General features: G+C 72.8%; 18 protein-coding genes. 15 read left to right on the forward strand and 3 right to left on the reverse strand.

Going from position 1 to position 18,499, the window contains the following annotated elements:
• Positions 1-49: 49 nt before the first annotated feature.
• Both ABZ452_RS05510 and ABZ452_RS05515 read right to left on the reverse strand, forming a co-directional pair.
• Positions 50-1,069 (reverse strand): TAXI family TRAP transporter solute-binding subunit, encoded by a 1,020-nt coding sequence (locus tag ABZ452_RS05510; RefSeq protein WP_357939231.1) that lies wholly within the window; start codon positions 1,067-1,069, stop codon positions 50-52.
• A complete protein-coding gene (locus ABZ452_RS05515; RefSeq protein ID WP_357939233.1) occupies positions 1,066-3,213 on the reverse strand; it encodes a TRAP transporter fused permease subunit in 2,148 nt (715 codons plus the stop codon). Before ABZ452_RS05515 ends, ABZ452_RS05510 begins: the two co-directional genes overlap by 4 nt.
• Positions 3,214-3,612: 399 nt before the next feature.
• Here ABZ452_RS05515 and ABZ452_RS05520 point away from each other — a divergent pair, with 399 nt between their 5' ends.
• From ABZ452_RS05520 to ABZ452_RS05530, 3 genes are all read left to right on the forward strand, one after another.
• Positions 3,613-4,545: an ABC transporter ATP-binding protein gene (locus ABZ452_RS05520; RefSeq protein WP_357939236.1), complete on the forward strand. Its 933-nt coding sequence runs from the start codon at positions 3,613-3,615 to the stop codon at positions 4,543-4,545.
• A gap of 46 nt (positions 4,546-4,591) precedes the next feature.
• Entirely contained in the window at positions 4,592-5,161 is a 570-nt protein-coding gene (locus tag ABZ452_RS05525; protein WP_357939238.1) for a hypothetical protein, read from the forward strand.
• Positions 5,162-5,309: 148 nt separating this feature from the next.
• Positions 5,310-5,717 (forward strand): carboxymuconolactone decarboxylase family protein, encoded by a 408-nt coding sequence (locus ABZ452_RS05530; RefSeq protein WP_357939240.1) that lies wholly within the window; start codon positions 5,310-5,312, stop codon positions 5,715-5,717.
• A gap of 285 nt (positions 5,718-6,002) precedes the next feature.
• Here ABZ452_RS05530 and ABZ452_RS05535 read toward each other — a convergent pair whose 3' ends face one another.
• Positions 6,003-6,248, reverse strand: coding sequence for a flavin reductase (locus ABZ452_RS05535; RefSeq protein ID WP_357939242.1), 246 nt, complete (start codon positions 6,246-6,248; stop codon positions 6,003-6,005).
• Between the two features lie 269 nt (positions 6,249-6,517).
• Here ABZ452_RS05535 and ABZ452_RS05540 point away from each other — a divergent pair, with 269 nt between their 5' ends.
• The 12 genes from ABZ452_RS05540 to ABZ452_RS05595 all read left to right on the forward strand — a co-directional run bounded on the left by ABZ452_RS05540 (position 6,518) and on the right by ABZ452_RS05595 (position 18,473).
• Complete coding sequence (locus ABZ452_RS05540; protein WP_357939244.1) at positions 6,518-7,321, forward strand: helix-turn-helix transcriptional regulator; 804 nt, start codon at positions 6,518-6,520, stop codon at positions 7,319-7,321.
• Positions 7,312-7,503 (forward strand): DUF397 domain-containing protein, encoded by a 192-nt coding sequence (locus ABZ452_RS05545; RefSeq protein WP_357939246.1) that lies wholly within the window; start codon positions 7,312-7,314, stop codon positions 7,501-7,503. Before ABZ452_RS05540 ends, ABZ452_RS05545 begins: the two co-directional genes overlap by 10 nt.
• 137 nt (positions 7,504-7,640) lie before the next feature.
• The gene (locus ABZ452_RS05550) at positions 7,641-8,435 is read left to right on the forward strand and encodes an ABC transporter permease (RefSeq protein ID WP_357939248.1); all 795 of its coding nucleotides are present in this window, start codon (positions 7,641-7,643) and stop codon (positions 8,433-8,435) included.
• 10 nt (positions 8,436-8,445) lie between these two features.
• Positions 8,446-9,252, forward strand: coding sequence for an ABC transporter permease (locus tag ABZ452_RS05555; protein ID WP_357939252.1), 807 nt, complete (start codon positions 8,446-8,448; stop codon positions 9,250-9,252).
• Positions 9,253-9,315: 63 nt separating this feature from the next.
• Positions 9,316-10,332: a YihY/virulence factor BrkB family protein gene (locus ABZ452_RS05560; RefSeq protein ID WP_357939254.1), complete on the forward strand. Its 1,017-nt coding sequence runs from the start codon at positions 9,316-9,318 to the stop codon at positions 10,330-10,332.
• A 210-nt stretch (positions 10,333-10,542) separates the two neighbouring features.
• Entirely contained in the window at positions 10,543-11,721 is a 1,179-nt protein-coding gene (locus ABZ452_RS05565; RefSeq protein ID WP_357939256.1) for an ROK family transcriptional regulator, read from the forward strand.
• A gap of 26 nt (positions 11,722-11,747) precedes the next feature.
• A complete protein-coding gene (locus ABZ452_RS05570) occupies positions 11,748-13,334 on the forward strand; it encodes a sugar ABC transporter ATP-binding protein (protein ID WP_357939257.1) in 1,587 nt (528 codons plus the stop codon).
• On the forward strand, positions 13,331-14,440 hold the full coding sequence (locus ABZ452_RS05575) for an ABC transporter permease (protein WP_357939259.1): 1,110 nt from the start codon (positions 13,331-13,333) through the stop codon (positions 14,438-14,440). Before ABZ452_RS05570 ends, ABZ452_RS05575 begins: the two co-directional genes overlap by 4 nt.
• Before the next feature lie 91 nt (positions 14,441-14,531).
• Entirely contained in the window at positions 14,532-15,575 is a 1,044-nt protein-coding gene (locus ABZ452_RS05580; protein ID WP_357939261.1) for a substrate-binding domain-containing protein, read from the forward strand.
• A 20-nt stretch (positions 15,576-15,595) separates the two neighbouring features.
• Positions 15,596-16,801, forward strand: a complete 1,206-nt coding sequence (locus ABZ452_RS05585; protein ID WP_357939263.1) for a Gfo/Idh/MocA family oxidoreductase — start codon at positions 15,596-15,598, stop codon at positions 16,799-16,801.
• Between the two features lie 257 nt (positions 16,802-17,058).
• The gene (locus tag ABZ452_RS05590) at positions 17,059-17,658 is read left to right on the forward strand and encodes an EboA domain-containing protein (RefSeq protein ID WP_357939265.1); all 600 of its coding nucleotides are present in this window, start codon (positions 17,059-17,061) and stop codon (positions 17,656-17,658) included.
• On the forward strand, positions 17,658-18,473 hold the full coding sequence (locus tag ABZ452_RS05595) for a TatD family hydrolase (protein WP_357939267.1): 816 nt from the start codon (positions 17,658-17,660) through the stop codon (positions 18,471-18,473). The genes ABZ452_RS05590 and ABZ452_RS05595 overlap by 1 nt, the downstream gene beginning before the upstream one ends.
• Positions 18,474-18,499: the final 26 nt, after the last annotated feature.

Consider the following 18,499-nt stretch of genomic DNA (forward strand, 5'->3'; position numbering starts at 1 on the left):
TTGTCGGGTTGCCGGGCCCGGACGGTGGGTCCGGGCCCGGCTCGTCGGGTCAGCTCGCGCCGAGGTCCTTGAGCGCCCGGTCCGCCCCGCGGTGCAGCCCCACCGGGTCGGTCTTGCGGGCGTTGGCCAGGTCGATGCCCTTGGCGGCCGGGTTGGCCTGGGCCAGGCTGTCCTTCTTCTCGAAGACCGTCTTCGTGATGGCGCAGGCCACGTCGGCGTCGAGGTTGTCGCGGACCAGCAGCACGTTGGGCACCACGATGGTGGGCACGTCGGCCGCGGTCCGGTAGACGTCCTTGCCGATGGTGCCGGCCTGGTACGCCGGGTTCAGCTCGGCCATCTTCGGCAGCAGCGGGCTGATGTCGATGAACTTCACCTTGTCGCCGGACGTGGTGAACAGGTCGGTCACCCCGCCGGTGGGCACGCCACCGGACCAGAAGAAGCCGTCGATGCTGCCGTCCTTCATCCCGTCGACGGTCTTGGTCAGGTCGAGCCGCTGCGCCTGGACGTCCTTGGCCGGGTCCAGCCCCGCGGCGGTGAGCAGCCGGTTGGCGATGACCTCGGTGCCGGACTTGGGCGACCCCGTGGAGATCTTCTTGCCCTTCATGCCGGCCACCGAGGTGATCCCGGAGTCGGCCCGGACGACCACCTGGGTGTAGTTGTCGTAGATCCGGGCGAGCGCCTTGACCGGCTGCGGGGACGTGAAGCTGTCCTTGCCCTGCACCGCGTTGACCGCGGTGTCGAAGAGGGAGAACGCCACGTCGTACTGGCCGGCCACGAGCTGCTCGACGTTCTGCACCGAGGCGCCGGTCTCGGCGGCGGTGCCGGTGAGCTTGCCGCCGGTGGCCGCCGAGAGCTGGCCGGCCAGCGCGTTGCCGACCACGTAGTAGACGCCCGTGGCGTTGCCGGTCGCGATGCCGACCCGGGTGTCCTTGGTGACCTTGCAGGTGATCTCGCGGGCGGCGTCGTCCTTGGCCGCGCCGTCCTGACGGCCCCCGCATCCGGCGGCGCCGGCCGCGACCAGGGCCAGCGCCCCGACGCCCGCGGCGATCCGCACGTCGATCCGTCTCACTCTTTCTCCTCCCGGTGGTCCACCAATTCAGGGACCGACGGGCCGCCGGCGCGACCGGCGGAGCCACGTCGGACGAGCACGCCCGCGACGGCGAGCGCGGCGAGCACCGCGCCGACCGCGACGGGCAGGGGTTCCAGCCAGAGCAGCACCAGCCCGGCGACCGCGCCGAGGAGCCGCTCCGGCGTGCCGGCCGGACCGACGCCGGGCAGCCAGCCGCCCGCCGCCACGGCCAGCACGGTGACGCCGAGCGCCGAGACCACCGCGGCCACCGCGATCCGCCCGGCCCCGCCGATGCCGAGCAGGCCGAGGCCGGTCGGCGTGATCACGAAGGCGATCGGGATGAGGTACGCGGGCAGCGCGTACCGCAGGGTCTGCCACATGGTCGGCACCAGCCGGCCGCCGGTGACGGCGGCGGCGGCCACCGCGGCGAGCGCGGTCGGCGGGGAGACCTCGGACAGCACCGCGAAGTAGAAGACGAACATGGCCGCGGCGGGGGCGGCGACGCCGAGGTGCAGCAGCGCCGGGCCGATGATCACCCAGCCGATCACGAAGGAGGCGGTGACCGGCACGGCCAGCCCGAGCAGGCTGAGCGCGACCGCGGCGAGCAGCGCCGTGAGGGTGAGCACCACGGCGGGCTCGGAGCTGACCTTCTGCGCCCCGCCGACCAGCAGCGCGGCGGCCTGCGGGCCGAGGCCGGTCTTGGTGGTGGTGGCGGTGATGATGCCGGCCGCGGCGCAGACCGCGCTCACCGCGAGCACCCCGCGTACGCCGCCGCTGAGCGCCTCGACGAGGCGGGCGGGGGTGAGCCGGTGCCGGCGGTCCAGGAAGGAGAGCGCGGCGGCCAGCACGGTGGCGATCACCACGGCCCGGGTGGCCGAGAGACCCAGGGCCAGCACCACGATGATCACGATGAGCGAGAGGAAGTGGTAGCCGAAGCGGAGCAGCAGCCGCCTGGCCGAGCCGGTGTCGATGACCACCGGGCGGACGCCGGAGCGCCGGGCGTCGATCTCGACGGAGAGCAGGATGCCCAGGTAGTAGAGGATCGTCGGCACGGTGGCCCAGCCGAGCACCTGCAGGTACGACACGCCGAGGTACTCGGCGATGATGAACGCCGCGGCGCCCAGCGTGGGCGGGGAGAGGATCGCGCCGACGCCCGCGGCGGCCAGCATGCCCCCGGCCCGCTCGGGCGGGTAGCCGGCGCGGCGCAGGATCGGCCAGGTCACCGCCCCGATGCTGACCGTGGTGGCGGCGCCCGAGCCGGAGACCGTGCCGAGCAGGAAGCCGGAGGCGACGGCCGTGCGCCCGGCGGCGGTGCGGGAGCGGCGGAACGCGGCGGCGGAGAGCTCGACGAAGAACCGGCCGGCGCCGGAGAGGTCCAGCACCGCGCCGTAGATGGTGAACAGCACGATGTACGAGGCGGCCACGTCCAGCGGGGTGCCGTAGAAACCGCTGTCGGAGTTGTAGAACGCGTCGACCAGCTGGGCGAAGTCGAGCCCGGCGTGGGCCACCGGCCAGGACTGCGGCAGCAGCCCGCCGTAGTAGCCGTAGGCGAGGAACAGCAGGCAGACGGCCGGGAGGATCCAGCCGGTGGTGCGCCGGCACGCCTCCAGCAGCAGGAGCAGCAGCACGGTGCCCAGCACCACGTCCAGCGGCACGAGCAGGCCCTGCCGGTCGAGGAACGCGTCGTAGCCGCCACCGCCCGCGCCGAGGGTCACCGGCAGCACGGGGTAGAGGCAGGCGAGCAGCGCGACGGCGGCGAGCAGCCAGTCGGCCGGGCGGGGGCCGTGCCGCTCCGCCGGCTCGTCGTCCGCCGGCCGGCGGCGCAGCCGCACCCCGGAGGGGTACGCCAGGAACACCATCGGCAGCACGCCGGCGAGGAAGAAGATGAGGTAGTACTTGCTGCCCTGGGGAAGCGGGAAGAACACCTGCCAGAGCGCGAGCACGGCGACCGCGAGGGTGCCGCCGGTGAACAGCAGCGCGACCGGTCCGGACAGCACCCGCCCCGGTTTCTCATCCTCGAACCGGGCCGCCAGTTCCCGGGTGTCGTGGTGCGTTTCCACCGGCCCGTCGTCGGCCCACAGCGGGTCGGCGACCGCGCCGGAGTCGGGCGGGAGCGGCACCGGGGCGGTGTCCCTTCCGGACACCGGGGATTCCGCCGCGGGGGACCGGGGCGGCGGGGGAGTGGCGTCGGACGGGCGAACGGGCGGCACGAGGGGGCACGATACGCGAATCGTCTACATCATGGGAACATTGCCGGACGTGATTGCTTTGAGTGATCGGAATGAAGGGTTGCTCACTCACCGCACGCCAATTCCGAGCTGCCTTCACAATTGTCGCGGAAAAGCCGCAACAATGTTCCGGCGATTGCCCCGGGGGAGGCGGCAATCCGTCCACTATGGCGAGTTTTGGTGCGGTTCAACGACCACCCGGGCCCACCGGCCGGATGACCACCTTCCGTAGCGGGCGTCACACGCCGTGGCGGCCCGCCCGGGCCGGCGCGTTAACCGGTCGAGCCTGTCGGACCCGGCGGTTAGGGTCGGCCGGTGACCAGCGCGCAACCACTCATCCAGGCGCGGGGGCTGGTGAAGCGGTTCGGTGACTTCACCGCCGTCGACGGCATCGACGTCGAGGTGCGCCCCGGCGAGGCGTTCGGCTTCCTCGGGCCCAACGGCGCCGGCAAGTCCTCCACCATGCGCATGATCGGCTGCATCTCGCCGCCCTCCGGCGGGGAGTTGCGCATCCTCGGCATGGACCCGGTCCGCGACGGCCCGGCGATCCGGGCGCGGCTGGGGGTCTGCCCGCAGCTCGACAGCCTCGACCCCGAGCTCACCGTCCGGGAGAACCTGACCACCTACGCGCGCTATTTCGGCATCCCGCGCCGGGTGGCCCGCGAGCGGGCCGCCGAGCTGCTCGACTTCGTCCAGCTCACCGAGCGGGCCGAGAGCAAGGTGGAGCCGCTCTCGGGCGGCATGAAGCGGCGGTTGACCATCGCCCGCGCGCTGGTCAACAACCCCGAGATCGTGCTGCTCGACGAGCCCACCACCGGTCTCGATCCGCAGGCCCGGCACCTGGTCTGGGAGCGGCTGTTCCGGCTCAAGCAGCAGGGCGTCACGCTGGTCCTCACCACCCACTACATGGACGAGGCCGAGCAGCTCTGCGACCGGCTGGTGGTGATGGACGGCGGCCGGATCGTCGCCGAGGGCTCGCCCCGGGCGCTGATCGAGCAGCACTCCACCCGCGAGGTGGTCGAGCTGCGCTTCGCGGCCGAGTCGCAGGAGGCGTTCGCCGGCAAGCTCGGCGGGCTGGGGGAGCGGGTCGAGGTGCTGCCGGACCGCATCCTGCTCTACGTTCCCGACGGCGACGCCGCGCTGGCCGAGGTGACCGCGCGCGGCCTCGTCCCGGCCAGCGTCCTGGTCCGGCGCAGCAGCCTGGAGGACGTCTTCCTCCACCTCACCGGCCGCACCTTGATCGACTAAGGTGGCGGGGTCCAGGGCGGATGGTCAACGGGGGTGTTCGACAGTGATGGGTCTGCCGCGGCGTCAGGCCGGGCTCACGGCGCTCTACCTCGGCGTGTTCGCCGCCGTGTGGTTCAGCGTTCCGAAGGCCGACCCGCCCTTGCGGTCGCTGCTGGTGGTGGGCAGCGTGGGTGCCCTGCTCGCGGCGGCCGTGGGCGCCGTGCTCGTGATCCGGGCCGGGCGACCGGCCGCGGGCGAGCGCGACCGGTCCGCCGACCGCCGCTACGGGCTCGTCGTCATCGCCGAGGTCGTCGTCGGCCTGGTCGGCGCCCTGATCCTGGCCGCCGCCGGGCTCACCGGCTACATCCCGGTGCTGGTCTGCGCCGTGGTCGGCATCCACTTCGTGCCGCTGGCCCCGGTGCTGCGCGACCGGCTGCTGGTGCCGCTCGGCGTGGCCGTCACGCTGGTCGCCCTCGCCGGCCTGGTCGTCGACCTCGTCTCGGGGGTGTCGGCCGGGCTGGTCGTCGGCACCGGCGCGGGCACCCTGCTCCTGGCCTACGCGATGCTCGCCCTGTTCCGCACGCGCGGCCGCGACCACCAGGCCGTCGGAGCTGAAGCCGAGCGCCAGGTCGCCTGACCGGCCGGCCGCTGGAAGCTGTGTCGTTTGTCCGGCCCGACCGCACCGGCCGGCCGGCCGGCCGCCGGAAGCTGTGCCGTTTGTGCGGCCCGACCGCGGGTAACCGCGGCCAGCCGACCGGACGACTGGGCAGAGGTAGGACAGGGCCATGACCGCGGACGAGCAGTACGAGCGAGGTCTGGAGGCGCTGCGGGAGGCCGACAGCGGCGCCGGGCAGAAACTCCTGGAGGCGCTCGCCGACGTCTCACCCGAGCTGAGCTACCGGTCGGTCGCCTGGTCCTACGGCGACCTCTACGTCCGGCCCGAACTGGCGCGCCGCGACCGCGAGCTGATGTGCCTCGGCGTGCTCACCGCCCTCGGCGACACCGGGGCCCAGCTCGAGGTGCACGTCAACGGCGCGCTCAACGCCGGTCTCACGCCCGCCGAGATCGTCGAGGCGCTGCTCCAGGCGGTGGTCTACTGCGGGGTGCCACGGGCGGTCAACGCGACCCTCGTCGCCAAGAAGGTCTTCGCGGAACGCAACCTGCTCCCCGTCCGCCCCACCCCGGCCCGCTGACGCGGCAGCGGTTCCGCCAGCGCCCGGACCGGACAGGCGCCCCACGTCACGTCAGCCGGGCGGCGCGGATCTTGGAGAGTTACCGTCCGCAGCGAACGACAACTCGCCAAGATCCCCACGGCCGAGCGGGCAGGGCGACCGGCAAGGCCGAGGACCAGCATCGACGGCGACCCCGTCGATCAAGAGGTTTGCGTCGCCCTCCGAGCGAATCCCGACGCAACCTTCTTGATCAACACCCCAGCGGGCCGAGGTTTCGCGCAGTGGCCGACGGTCGTCGAAGGGTTGTCACCGCGCCCGGGCCCAGGTGACGAAGCGATCGGCCAGCCGCTGCGGCGCGTCCCGCTCGTGCGGACCGGCCAGGTCCGCCGTCGCCTCGCACAGGAGCGTGCCGAGGTAGACCAGGAGGGCGATCCGGTCCTCGCGATACTCGCCGAGCAGCGCCAGCCGGGCCGGCGAGCACGGCCACGGAGCCCCGCAGGCCCGGCAGCGCCACGAGGGCCGTGCCGCGACGTGCGGGCGGTAGCGGGGCATCAGCGCACGCCCTCCTCGCCGCGGCGCGGCTTCGGGCGGCCGAACCTGAGTCGCATGAGCTGGGCCTCCGTCGTGGGATGGGGGTGCCCGCGCACCTCGTCGTGCGCGGGCACCCCCGGCCTGGTTCCGCCCGCCGTCCGGTGCCCGTGAGCGGTTCCGCTGCGTGACAGTCTGGTGATCGGGCGACTACGGTGGGAGATCCCGCGCGCCGACGACCGGGGCGTACGGCGGCCGGCCCGGAGCGGTACGAGGATGTACGGAGGCTGTCCGTGGACCGTTCGTCCATGCTGGACCACTTCGCCGAGGAGCTGCGGCTGGCCCGCGCCACCAGTGGCCTGTCCCAGAGCGCGCTGGCCGAGGCCCTGAGCTACTCGGGGGCGCTGGTGGCCAAGGTGGAGACCTGCGAGCGCCGGCCGGGCCTCGACTTCGCCCGCCGGTGCGACACGGTGTTCGGCACGGAGGGGCGGTTCGAACGGATCCAGCGGCGGATCAGCCGCGAGACGGTGGTGCCGTGGTTCCGCGACTGGGCCGGCATCGAGTTGGAGGCCACCGCGCTCCGGTCGTTCGAGCCGCTCTACGTGCCAGGCCTGCTGCAGACGGAGGGCTACGCCCGTGCCGTGCTGGCCGGGGCCGGGCTGTTCGCGACCAACGAGATCGACCAGCAGGTGACCGCGCGGCTCGACCGGCAGAGCGTCCTCACCCGCGACCGGCCGCCACTGTTCACCGCCGTCATTGACGAGTACGTGCTGCGCCGCCGGGTGGGCGGCCCGGAGGTGATGCACGAGCAACTGGCGCACCTGGTCAAGCTCGGCCGCACGTTGACGCGGGTCCGAATCCAGGTCGTGCCGCTCTCCGCCGGGGCCTACGCTGGGCTCGACGGCCCCTTCGTGATCGCCACCTCGACCGGCCGGGAGGACGTCGTCTACCTGGAGGGCCAGCGCCACGGCCAGGTGGTGGACCGCGCCGAGTTCGTGCAGCAGATGGTCGAGGTGTGGGAATCGATCCGCGGTGAGGCACTGTCGCACCAGCAGTCCCTGGAGTTGATCTCGGAAGTGGCGGAGACATGGACCTGACCGGCGCCCGGTGGCGCAAGAGCACCCGCAGTAACGGCAGCGGCGGCAACTGCGTGGAGGTGGCCGGCAATCTCCCCGGCGTGGTCGCCGTCCGCGATTCCAAGGACCCGGCCGGTCCCGTGCTGACGTTCGGCCCGGACGCGTGGCGCGCGTTCGTCACGCGGGTCGCCGTCCGGCCGTAGCGGCCCGGCCTCGTTCGCGGAGAACCCTGGCGGAAACCGCGGCGACACCGTCCGCCGGCCCGTCGTAGGGTGACCCGCGTCCTGTCGTACCCGAGCGGTAGGAAGGGCGACGTGGGCGGAGAACGGGGGTGGTCCGCGTGACCCTGGTGGCACGGTCCGGCCGGGCGCTGCCCCGGGTGCCGGCCCTGGCGGTGCTCTCCCACCACCTGGTCGGCTACCGCCGCACCTGGCGGGCCGGCGTCTTCTCGTCCTTCCTGCTGCCGGCGCTCACCGTGCTCGGCTTCGGCGTCGGTGTCGGCGCCTACGTCGACCAGGGCGTGGGCGGGGTGCCCTACCTGGCCTGGCTGGTGCCCGGCCTCATCGCCTCCACCGCCTTCCAGGTCGCCGTCGGCGAGTCGACCTGGCCGGTGCTCAGCAACTTCCGCTGGATCCGCACCTACCACGCGCAGGTCGCGGCGCCGCTGCGGATCGGCGACATCCTGGCCGGGCACCTCGCCTTCGTGCTGTTCCGGGTGCTCACCAGCACGCTGGCGTTCCTGCTGGTGACGGCGCTGTTCGGGGCGCTGCGCTCACCCTGGGCGGTGGCCGTCCTGCCGGTGAGCGTGCTGCTGGGCCTGGCGGTGGCCGCGCCGACCTTCGCGTACGCCGCCGCGGTGCCCGGCGACAGCTACCTGGCGCTGCTGTTCCGCTTCGCGATCATCCCGATGGCCCTCTTCGCCGGGGTGTTCTTCCCGGTCGAGTCGCTGCCGGTGGGGCTGCGCCAGTTCGCCTACGCGACCCCGCTCTGGCACGGGGTGGACCTGTGCCGGGCCGCCACGCTCGGCGTCGCCCCGCAGTGGTCGGTCACGGGCCACCTGCTCTACCTCGCGGTCTGGGCCGGCGCCGGCTGGTGGCTGGCCCGGCGCGTGTTCCAGCGTCAGCTCGTCGTCTAGGAAGGGTGTCGTGGTCGCTCTCGTCCTGCCCCGGCTGGTCAACCCGGCGGGGGCCCGCCGCTCGGCCTCGGTCGCCGAGCGGAACTTCACGGCCCTGCGCAGCGCCTACTGGCTGGTGCTGCTCTCCGGCTTCCTGGAGCCGGTGCTCTACCTCTTCTCGATCGGCGTCGGGGTGGGCGCGCTGGTCGGCGACCTGACCCTGCCCGGCGGCCAGGTGGTCTCCTACGCGGCGTTCGTGGCCCCGGCCATGCTCGCCTCGTCGGCGATGAGCGGGGCGCTCTCCGAGACCACCTTCAACTTCTTCGGCAAGATGAAATACATGAAGCTGTACGACGGGGTCATCGCGACCCCGGTGCAGCCGTTCGAGATCGCCCTCGGCGAGCTGGGCTGGGCGATGGTCCGGGGCAGCCTCTACTCGGCCGCGTTCCTGGTCATCATGGTGGCGATGGACCTGACCACCGCCGGCCGGGCCCTCGCCGCGTTCCCGGCCTCGGTGCTGGTCGGCTTCGCCTTCGGCGCGCTCGGCATGACCGTCTCCACGCTCATGCGCAGCTGGCAGGATTTCGACCTGATGGGGTCGGCCCAGTTCACCCTCTTCCTCTTCTCCGGCACGTTCGTCCCGGCCGAGGCCTACCCGGCGGTGCTGCGCTGGCTCGTCGAGCTGACCCCGCTCTACCGGTCGGTGCACCTCATCCGGGGCATCTCTGTGGGTGGGTCCGGCTGGTCCTCGCTGCTCGACGTGGCCTACCTGGTGGCGCTGACCGTCGGGATGCTCGCGCTCGCCTCCCGGCGGATGAGCAGGTTGCTGTACAAGTAGGTGGTTAAGCGGCCCTCCCCTCGGGGCATGTCGTGGGACGACACAGACGATGAGGGAGGGGCGATGGCCGCCGACGAGTCTTCCGCCCGGCACGGGCGCGACCGCACCGGGCCGGTGAGCCCGGACGAGGGGCCGGACAGTCCCACCGATCTGCCCGCCACGGGGTGGGTGGCGACGCTCAAGCGCACGGTGCGGGAGTTCCAGGACGACAGCCTGACCGACTGGGCCGCCGCGCTCACCTACTACGGGGTGCTGTCGATCTTCCCGGGCCTGCTGGTGCTGATCTCCCTGCTCGGCCTGCTCGGTAACAAGGCCAAGTCGGGGGTGCGCGACACCGTCGGCCAGGTGGTGCCGGAGGAGAACATCCGGACGATCATCGAGACGGCGATCGACCAGGCCGGCGCCTCCGGTGGCCTGGCCAGCATCGCGGCGATCATCGGTCTGCTGGCCGCCTTCTGGTCCGCCTCCGGCTACATCGCCGCCTTCATGCGCGCCTCGAACAGCATCTACGACGTGCCGGAGGGGCGACCGATCTGGAAGACGCTGCCGATCCGGCTCGGCGTGACCGCGATCATCGGCGTGATGCTCCTGGTCAGCGCGGTGATCGTGGTCTTCACCGGTGGTCTCGCCGAGCAGGCGGGCAACGCCATCGGGCTGGGCTCGACCGCCGTCACGGTGTGGAACATCGTCAAGTGGCCGGTGCTGCTCGTGCTGGTCAGCCTGATGTTCGCGATCCTCTACTGGGCCTCGCCGAACGCCCGGCACGGCGGGTTCCGCTGGGTCAGTCCCGGCGGGATCCTGGCCGTGGTGATCTGGCTGGTCATCTCGGGCCTGTTCGCCCTCTACGTCGGCAACTTCGCCTCGTACAACAAGACCTACGGCGCGCTGGCCGGCGTGATCGTCTTCCTGGTCTGGCTCTGGCTCAGCAACATCGCCATCCTGCTGGGCGCGGAGTTCGACGCCGAGCTGGAGCGCAGCCGCGCCATCGAGGCCGGGCACCCGGCCGACGAGGAGCCGTACGTCGAGCTGCGCGACGACCGCAAGCTGAAGAAGAAGCGCAACGCCGCCACCCGGCGCTGAACGGCGGGCGACGCAGGCCGCCCCACCGTGCTCGGCACGGCGGGGGCGGCCCTTTTCATGATCCACTCTATGCTTTTGCTCAGATGGACAAAAGTTTTGACTGGATGGGCCGAAGCTATGGACACGTGACCTCGAAGACTCCTACTGTGTCGGACACGACACATCGCCGTTGCGCCGATGTGAACGACTCCGATGCGGAGGTGAGTCCCGGTGCGGACGGTCGACCCGCTGCACGTGCAGCTCCTGCGAACCCTCCGGGACGAGGGGGCGGTCTCCCGCGCCGAGCTGGGCGACCGGCTCCAGATGCCCCGCCCGCGCCTCCTCGCCGAGCTGGAGCGGCTGGTCAACCTCGGCTACGTGGCCGAGGCCGGGCTGGCCGCCTCCCGGGGCGGGCGCCGGTCCACCCTTGTCGAGCTGAGCCCGCACCTGCGCTTCGCCGCGGTCGACCTGGGCGCCAGCTCGATCGACGTCGAGGTCGTGAACGGCCGGCTGGAGCCGGTGGCCGCCTACACCGAGCCCGCCGACATCCGCTCCGGCCCGAAGGTGACCCTCCAGCGGGTCAACGAACTGCTGCACAAGGCCAAGGTGGACGGCGCGTACGAGCGGCTCGACGCCATCGGCATCGGCGTGCCGGGCCCGGTCAGTTTCCGGGACGGGGTGCCGGTCTCGCCGCCCATCATGCCGGGGTGGGACCGCTACCCGGTGCGGGAGCTGCTCACCCGCGAGCACGGCTGCCCGGCGGTGGTCGACAACGACGTCAACATCATGGCGATCGGCGAGCGGCACGGCGGCGTCGCGCACTCGGTGGACGACTTCCTGTTCATCAAGATCGGCACCGGCATCGGCTGCGGCATCTACCTCAACGGCGAGGTCTACCGGGGCACCGACGGGTGCGCCGGCGACATCGGCCACATCCAGGTCGACCCGAACGGTCCGATGTGCTCCTGCGGCAACCTCGGCTGCCTGGAGGCGGTGTTCAGCGGGGCCGCGCTGGCCCGGGCGGCCACCGCCGCGGCCCGCGCCGAGGTGTCGCCCGCGCTCACCGAACGGCTCGCCGCCCGGGGCGCGGTGACCGCGCTGGACGTCGCGCAGGGGGCGGTCGAGGGGGACGTCACCTGCATCCAGCTCATCCGCGACGGCGGGCGGCGGGTCGGCAGCGTGCTGGCCGGCCTGGTCAGCTTCACCAACCCGTCGATGATCGTGATCGGTGGCGGGCTCGCCCAGCTCGGCCACATCCTGCTCGCCGAGATCCGCAGCGTGGTCTACCGCCGCTCGCTGCCGCTGGCCACCGGCAACCTGCCGGTCGTCCTCTCCGAGCTGGGTCCCCGCGCCGGCGTCGCCGGCGCCGCGGTGCTCGCCAGCGACCTCGCCTTCGGCGAAGCCGCATGAGCGCGAGGAGCGAGCCGGGAGGCGACATGAACGACAGCGAGGAGGCCGAGGTGACGAACGAACCGCTCGTCGAGGCGCCCGCCGACACCGTCGCGGGCGAGGTCGTGCTGCGCCTCACCGACGTGGTCAAGACCTTCCCGGGCGTACGCGCGCTGGACGGGGTGCAGCTGGAGGTGCGGGCCGGCGAGGTGCACTGCCTGCTCGGGCAGAACGGCGCCGGCAAGTCCACGCTCATCAAGGTGCTCGCCGGGGTGCACCGGCCGGACTCCGGCGAGGTGGTGTGGCGCGGCGAGCCGGCGGCCTTCGCCAACCCGCAGGCCGCCATGCGGGCCGGGATCGCCACCATCTACCAGGAACTCGACCTGGTCGAGGACCTGTCGGTGGCGGAGAACGCCTTCCTCGGCCACGAGCCGCGCCGGCTCGGTTTCGTCCGGCGAGGGCACATGGCCCGGCGGACCCGGCAGATCCTGGCCCGGCTCGGCCACCCGGAGATCCCGCCCGGCCGGCTGGTCCGCCACCTGCCGGCCGCCGGCAAGCAGATCGTCAGCATGGCCCGGGCGCTCTCCCACGAGGCCCGACTGATCATCATGGACGAACCGAGCGCGGTGCTCGCCCACGACGAGGTGGGCAACCTGTTCCGCATCATCCGGGAGCTCACGGCGCAGGGCATCGCGGTCATCTACATCTCCCACCGGCTGGAGGAGATCCGCGAGATCGGCGACCGGGTCACCGTACTCAAGGACGGCCGGACCACGGCGGCGAACCTGCCGGCCCGCGAGACACCGACCCGCGACCTGGTCGCCCGGATGACCGGCCGGACCATCGAGTACGTCTTCCCGGACCGCCCCGCCGACGACCCCGACGGCACGGAGCTGCTGCGGGTGGAGGGGCTGACCCGGCACGGCGAGTTCGCCGACGTGTCGCTCGACGTGCGGGCCGGGGAGATCGTCGGCATCGCCGGGCTGGTCGGCTCCGGCCGCTCCGAGCTGCTGGAGACGATCTACGGGGCCCGCCGCGCGCAGGCCGGCACGGTCCGGATGGGCGGCCGGACGCTGCGCCCGGGCAGCGTCGGCGCGGCCGTGAAGGCCGGCATGGGGATGGCCCCCGAGGAGCGCAAGAGCCAGGCCCTGCTGCTCGGCGAACCGATCTACCGCAACGTCACGCTGGCGACCTTCGGCCGGTACGCCCGCCTCGGCTTCACCGACGTCGCGCGGGAACGGGCCGCGGCGGACCGGATCGCCGCCTCGCTGGACCTGCGCCCCCGCGACGTCCGGCGGGCGGTGCGCACCCTGTCCGGCGGCAACCAGCAGAAGGTGGTGGTCGGCCGGTGGCTGCTCGGGAACACCCGGCTGCTGCTGCTCGACGAACCGACCCGGGGCGTGGACGTGGGCGCCCGGGCCGAGCTCTACCAGGTGATCCGGGAACTCGCCGCGCGGGGCGTCGGGGTGCTGCTGGTCTCCAGCGAGGTGCCCGAGGTGCTCGGCCTGGCCGACCGGGTGCTGGTGATGCGGGAGGGCCGGGTGGTCCGCGAGGCCCCGGCCGGCGAACTCGACGAGAACACCGTGCTCGACCTCGTCATGGCGGGGTCCCTCATGGAAGGCGCGCCAGCATGAGCGACACGACACCCACGGCGACGCCGGAGCGGGCGGGCGAACTGCCGGCCCAGTCGCCGCCGGTCGACCCGGCCGAGACCGCGAAGGCCGGCGCGTCGGCGCGGCTCTCCTGGTGGCGGGGCGACGGCGGGGAGGGCGCCAAGCGCAACCTCGGCCTGCTAGCGACCCTGGTGGTGCTGGTGGTCATCGGCATCCTGACCCGCCCCGACCTCTACGGCGATGCGAGCTGGGTGTGGGGCAACACGCTCACCATCCTGAAGCTCGCCTCGGTGGTCGGCGTGGTCACCGTCGGGATGACCTTCGTGATCATCGGTGGCGGCATCGACCTCTCGGTCGGCGCGATCGTCGCGCTCGCGGGGGTCTGGTGCACCACGGTCGCCACCCAGAGCTACGGCGCCGGCGGCATGATCTTCAGCGCGCTCACCGTCGGGGTCGCGGTCGGCGTGGTCAACGGCCTGCTCATCTCGTACGGGCGGCTGGTGCCGTTCATCGCCACGCTGGCCATGATGGTCGCCGCCCGCGGCCTGGCCGCCGAGATCTCCGACAAGCAGACCCAGGTCTCCAACGACAGCTTCATCAACGGCATCGCCACCGTGAAGCTGCTCGGCATCCCGCTGCTGGTCTACATCCTCGCCGCGGTGGTGCTGGCCGGCTGGGTGCTGCTCAACCGGACCACCTTCGGCCGCCGCACGGTGGCCGTCGGCGGCAACCCCGAGGCGGCCCGGCTCGCCGGCATCGACGTCCGCCGGCACACCGTGCTTCTCTACGCGCTCTCCGGCCTCTGCTGCGGCATCGCCGCCATCATGCTGACCGCGCAGGCCACCTCCGCCCAGGCGGCGATGGCCAACCTCTACGAGCTGGACGCGATCGCCGCCGCGATCATCGGCGGCACGCTGCTCAGCGGCGGGCGGGGCACCATCATCGGCTCCCTGCTCGGCGTGATCATCTTCTCGACGATCACCAACCTCTTCGCCATCAACGGCCTCTCCACCGAGGCCCAGAACATGGTCAAGGGCGGCATCATCGTCGCGGCCGTCCTGGTCCAGCAGGTGCAGTTCCGCAGCCTCTCCCAGTTCCTCGCCCGCAACCGCGCCACCACCACCTGATCCCATCGCGTCCGCCAGGCCGCCGTCATCCGACGGTGGCCCGGCCCGCCGCACCCGAAAACACCCCACCACCTCATTTCAGGAGGCCGTCATGACAAGTGACCTGTCGCGCCGCCGGCTGCTCTTCGGCGGCGCCGCGCTCTCCGCCGGCGTGCTGCTCGCCGGCTGCACCAGCAACGAGAAGACCCCGACCGAGGCCCAGACCAAGGCCGCGGCGACCGGCGCCAACAGCGAGCCGGGCAAGAAGGTGACCATCGGCTTCTCCGCCCCGGCCGCCGACCACGGCTGGATCGCCGCCATCACCAACAACGCCAAGGCGCAGGCCGGGGCGTACTCGGACGTGGAGCTGAAGAGCGTGGAGGCCGGCGCGGATGCGGCGGCCCAGCGCGCGGCGCTGTCCACCCTGATCTCCCAGAAGCCCGACGTGATCGTGCTGCTGCCGCACGACGGCAAGGAGCTCAACGCGTTCGGCCTGGAGGCCATGAAGGCCGGCATTCCGGTGGTCAACCTCGACCGGGCCTTCCCGGACGCGCGGGCCTACCGGCTCCAGATCAAGGGCGACAACTACGGCATGGGGGTGGCCGCCGCCACCTACATCGCCGAGCAGCTCAAGGCCAAGGGCGTCAGCAACCCGGTCATCGGCGAGATCCCCGGCATCGACTCGCTGGAGCTGACCCAGGAACGTTCCAAGGGCTTCGCCGACACGCTGGCCTCGCTCGGCTTCAAGGTGGCCAACCGCCGCCCGGCCGAGTTCACCGCCGACTCGGGCCAGCAGGCCGCCACCGGCCTCTTCCAGGCGCTCCCCAAGATCGACGCGCTCTGGAACCACGACGACGACCAGGGCATCGGCGTGCTCGCCGCGGTCAACCAGGCCAACCGCAAGGAGTTCTTCATGGTCGGCGGCGCCGGCTCGAAGAAGGCCATGGAGGACATCGCGGCCGACAACACGGTGCTGAAGGCCACCGTCACCTACAGCCCGTCGATGGCCTCCTCGGCCATCTCCCTGGCCCGCCTCATCGGCCAGGGCAAGGGCATGTCCGACCTGGTCGAACTCCAGGTACCGAAGGAGATCGTCCTCGCCTCCGAGACGATCACCAAGGAGAACGCGAGCAGCTACCTGAAGCTCGGGTTCTGACACACGGGGGGAGACCCACCTTGTCCACTCACGACAACGTCCTGCGCGTCGGCATGGTCGGCTACGCGTTCATGGGCGCCGCGCACTCCCAGGCGTGGCGCACCGTGAACCGCGTGTACGACCTGCCGGCGCAGGTGCGGATGGCGCTGGTCTGCGGCCGGGACGAGCCGAAGGTGGCCGAGGCCGCCGGCCGGCTCGGCTGGGACGGGCACACCACGGACTGGCGGCGGCTCGTCGAGTCCGACGAGATCGACGTGGTCGACATCTGCACACCGGGGGACAGCCACTGCGAGATCGCCCTCGCCGCGCTGGCCGCGGGCAAGCACGTGCTGTGCGAGAAGCCGCTGGCCAACACCGTCGAGGAGGCCCGGGAGATGGCGGCCGCCGCCGCCCGGGCCCGGGCCGCCGGGGTACGCGCCATGTGCGGCTTCAACTACCGCCGCGTGCCCGCGGTCGCCCTGATGCGGCAGCTCGTCGCCGACGGGCGGCTCGGCGAGATCCGGCACGTCCGGGCGGTCTACCTCCAGGACTGGATCGTGGACCCGCAGTTCCCGCTGGTCTGGCGGTTGCAGAAGGACAGGGCGGGCTCCGGCGCGCTCGGCGACATCGGCGCGCACATCATCGACCTGACCCAGTACGTGACGGGGCAGCTCATCACCGGGGTCAGCGCGGTCACCGAGACGTTCGTCAAGGAACGGCCGCTGCCGGCCGGGTCGAGCGGCCTGGCCGCGCAGGCCGACAGCAACGGCCGGGCGACCGGCCGGGTCACCGTGGACGACGCGGCCGCCTTCGTGGCCCGGCTCGACGGCGGCGCGCTCGCCACCTACGAGGCGACCCGCTTCGCCACCGGACGCAAGAACGCCCTGCGTGTCGAGATCAACGGCTCGCTGGGCAGCGTGGTGTTCGATCTGGAACGCCTCAACGAGCTGGAGTTCCTCGACGCCACCCGACCGGCGGCCGAGCAGGGCTTCAGCCGGATCCTGGTGACCGAACCGGAGCACCCGTACCTGTCGGCGTGGTGGCCGCCCGGCCACATCATCGGCTACGAGCACTCCTTCACCCACCAGATGCGCGACTTCGTCGAGGCGGTCGCCACCGGCGTCGACCCGACGCCGTCGTTCGCCGACGCGTTGCAGGTCCAGCTCGTGCTCGACGCGGTGACCCGCTCCGCCGAGCGGGCCGCGTGGACGGAGGTGGAGCCCGCGCTGGCCGAGGTGGCCGCCTGACCGACCCGTACCCGCGGCGCCCCGCGCGCCGCCCGAAGGGCTTTCCGGTGCCGACCGGCGAGGGCCCGCCGCGGTTGCGCCCCGCGGCGGGGACGAGGTCGGCCCCGGGGAGCGTGCCGCCGCAGGAGAACCCGCGGCCGGCACGACACAGCACGGCCGTCCGGTGCGGCCGGACCGGGATTCCCCGGCCGCACCGGCCGACCGGCCCGACGACGCCGGGGCGAACACCTGTCGCCCGGCTCAGAGGGGAGGACGGCATGACACCCCACCGACTGCGCGCCGCGCTGCGGGGCGTACCCGATCCGCGCTGGCTGGACGCGGCCCTGCGCCGCGTCGCGACCGATCCCGCGGCGATCCCGCGGCTGTTCGCCGCCGCGGCCCGCAAGTGCGGCCGGGGGCCGCTGCCCGACCCGCCGGGCTGGACCGTCGACGAGGCCGCCCGGGCGCTGCTGCTCGCCGCGCTTCCCGCCGACCACGCGGGAGCGGCCGAGGCGCTCTACCGGCACGGCGACGCCGCCGAGAAGCGGGCCGTGCTGCGGGCCCTGCCGCTGCTGCCCATCGGGGCGGAGTGCGTGCCGCTGCTGCACGACGCGATCCGCACCGACGACACCCGGCTGCTGGCCGCCGCCCTCGGACCCTACGCCCGGCACCTGGAGCAGCCGGCCTGGCGTCAGGCGGTGCTCAAGTGCGTCTTCACCGGCGTGCCGCTGGCCGTCGTCGACGACCTGGCCGCCCGGGCCGACGGCGAGCTGGCCGCCATGCTGGCCGGGCTCGCCGCGGAGCGGCACGCGGCCGGCCGGAGCATGCCGGCCGACGCCGCCGAGCTGCTCGACCGGCTCGGCGCCCGGGAGGCCTGATGCGCATCTTCGACCCGCACGTCCACATGACCTCGCGGACCACGGACGATTACGAGCGGATGGCCGCCGCCGGGGTACGCGCCGTCGTGGAGCCGGCGTTCTGGCAGGGCCAGCCACGCACCAGCGTGGACACCTTCGTGGACTACTTCGACTCGCTGGTCGGGTGGGAGCCGTTCCGGGCCGGCCAGTTCGGCGTCCGGCACCACGCCACCGTGGCGCTGAACCCGAAGGAGGCCAACGACCCGCGCTGCCGCCCGGTCCTCGACGTGCTTCCGCGCTACCTGGACAAGGACGGCGTGGTGGCGGTCGGCGAGATCGGCTACGACTCGATGACCCGGGCCGAGGACGCCGCCTTCGCCGGGCAGCTCGCCCTGGCCGTGGCGCACGACCTGCCCGCTCTCGTGCACACCCCGCACCGGGACAAGGCGCGGGGCGTCGAGCGCACGCTGGCCGTGGTCGCCGAGTCCGGCATCGACCCGGGGCGGGTGCTGGTCGACCATCTCAACGAGGTCACCGTGGAGCTGGTGCGGGACACCGGTTGCTGGCTCGGCTTCTCGATCTATCCGGAGACGAAGATGTCGCCGCCGCGGATGGTCGAGCTGCTGCGGGCGTACGGGACCGAGCGGATGCTGGTCAACTCGGCCGCCGACTGGGGGCGCTCGGACCCGCTGCTCACCCGGGCCACCGGGGAGGCCATGCTGCTCGCCGGTTTCACCGAGGACGACGTGGACCGGGTGCTGTGGCGCAACCCGGTCGAGTTCTACGGCCAGTCCGGCCGGCTGGACCTCGCCGACCTGGGTGGGCTCGGAGGCTGAACGGGGCTGTCCGGTGGAGTCCACGG

The sequence above is a fragment of the Micromonospora sp. NPDC005707 genome (assembly GCF_040631005.1).
GTDB lineage: Bacteria > Actinomycetota > Actinomycetes > Mycobacteriales > Micromonosporaceae > Micromonospora.

Bases quoted from the DNA above. Each gene is read 5' to 3' on its own strand.
- ABZ452_RS05560 (WP_357939254.1), top strand. From the start codon at position 9,316: ATGGCCGCCGACGAGTCTTCCGCCCGGCACGGGCGCGACCGCACCGGG.
- ABZ452_RS05530 (WP_357939240.1), top strand. From the start codon at position 5,310: ATGACCGCGGACGAGCAGTACGAGCGAGGTCTGGAGGCGCTGCGGGAG.
- ABZ452_RS05570 (WP_357939257.1), top strand. From the start codon at position 11,748: ATGAACGACAGCGAGGAGGCCGAGGTGACGAACGAACCGCTCGTCGAG.
- ABZ452_RS05525 (WP_357939238.1), top strand. From the start codon at position 4,592: ATGGGTCTGCCGCGGCGTCAGGCCGGGCTCACGGCGCTCTACCTCGGC.
- ABZ452_RS05535 (WP_357939242.1), bottom strand. From the start codon at position 6,248: ATGCCCCGCTACCGCCCGCACGTCGCGGCACGGCCCTCGTGGCGCTGC.
- ABZ452_RS05590 (WP_357939265.1), top strand. From the start codon at position 17,059: ATGACACCCCACCGACTGCGCGCCGCGCTGCGGGGCGTACCCGATCCG.
- ABZ452_RS05575 (WP_357939259.1), top strand. From the start codon at position 13,331: ATGAGCGACACGACACCCACGGCGACGCCGGAGCGGGCGGGCGAACTG.
- ABZ452_RS05595 (WP_357939267.1), top strand. From the start codon at position 17,658: ATGCGCATCTTCGACCCGCACGTCCACATGACCTCGCGGACCACGGAC.
- ABZ452_RS05580 (WP_357939261.1), top strand. From the start codon at position 14,532: ATGACAAGTGACCTGTCGCGCCGCCGGCTGCTCTTCGGCGGCGCCGCG.
- ABZ452_RS05545 (WP_357939246.1), top strand. From the start codon at position 7,312: ATGGACCTGACCGGCGCCCGGTGGCGCAAGAGCACCCGCAGTAACGGC.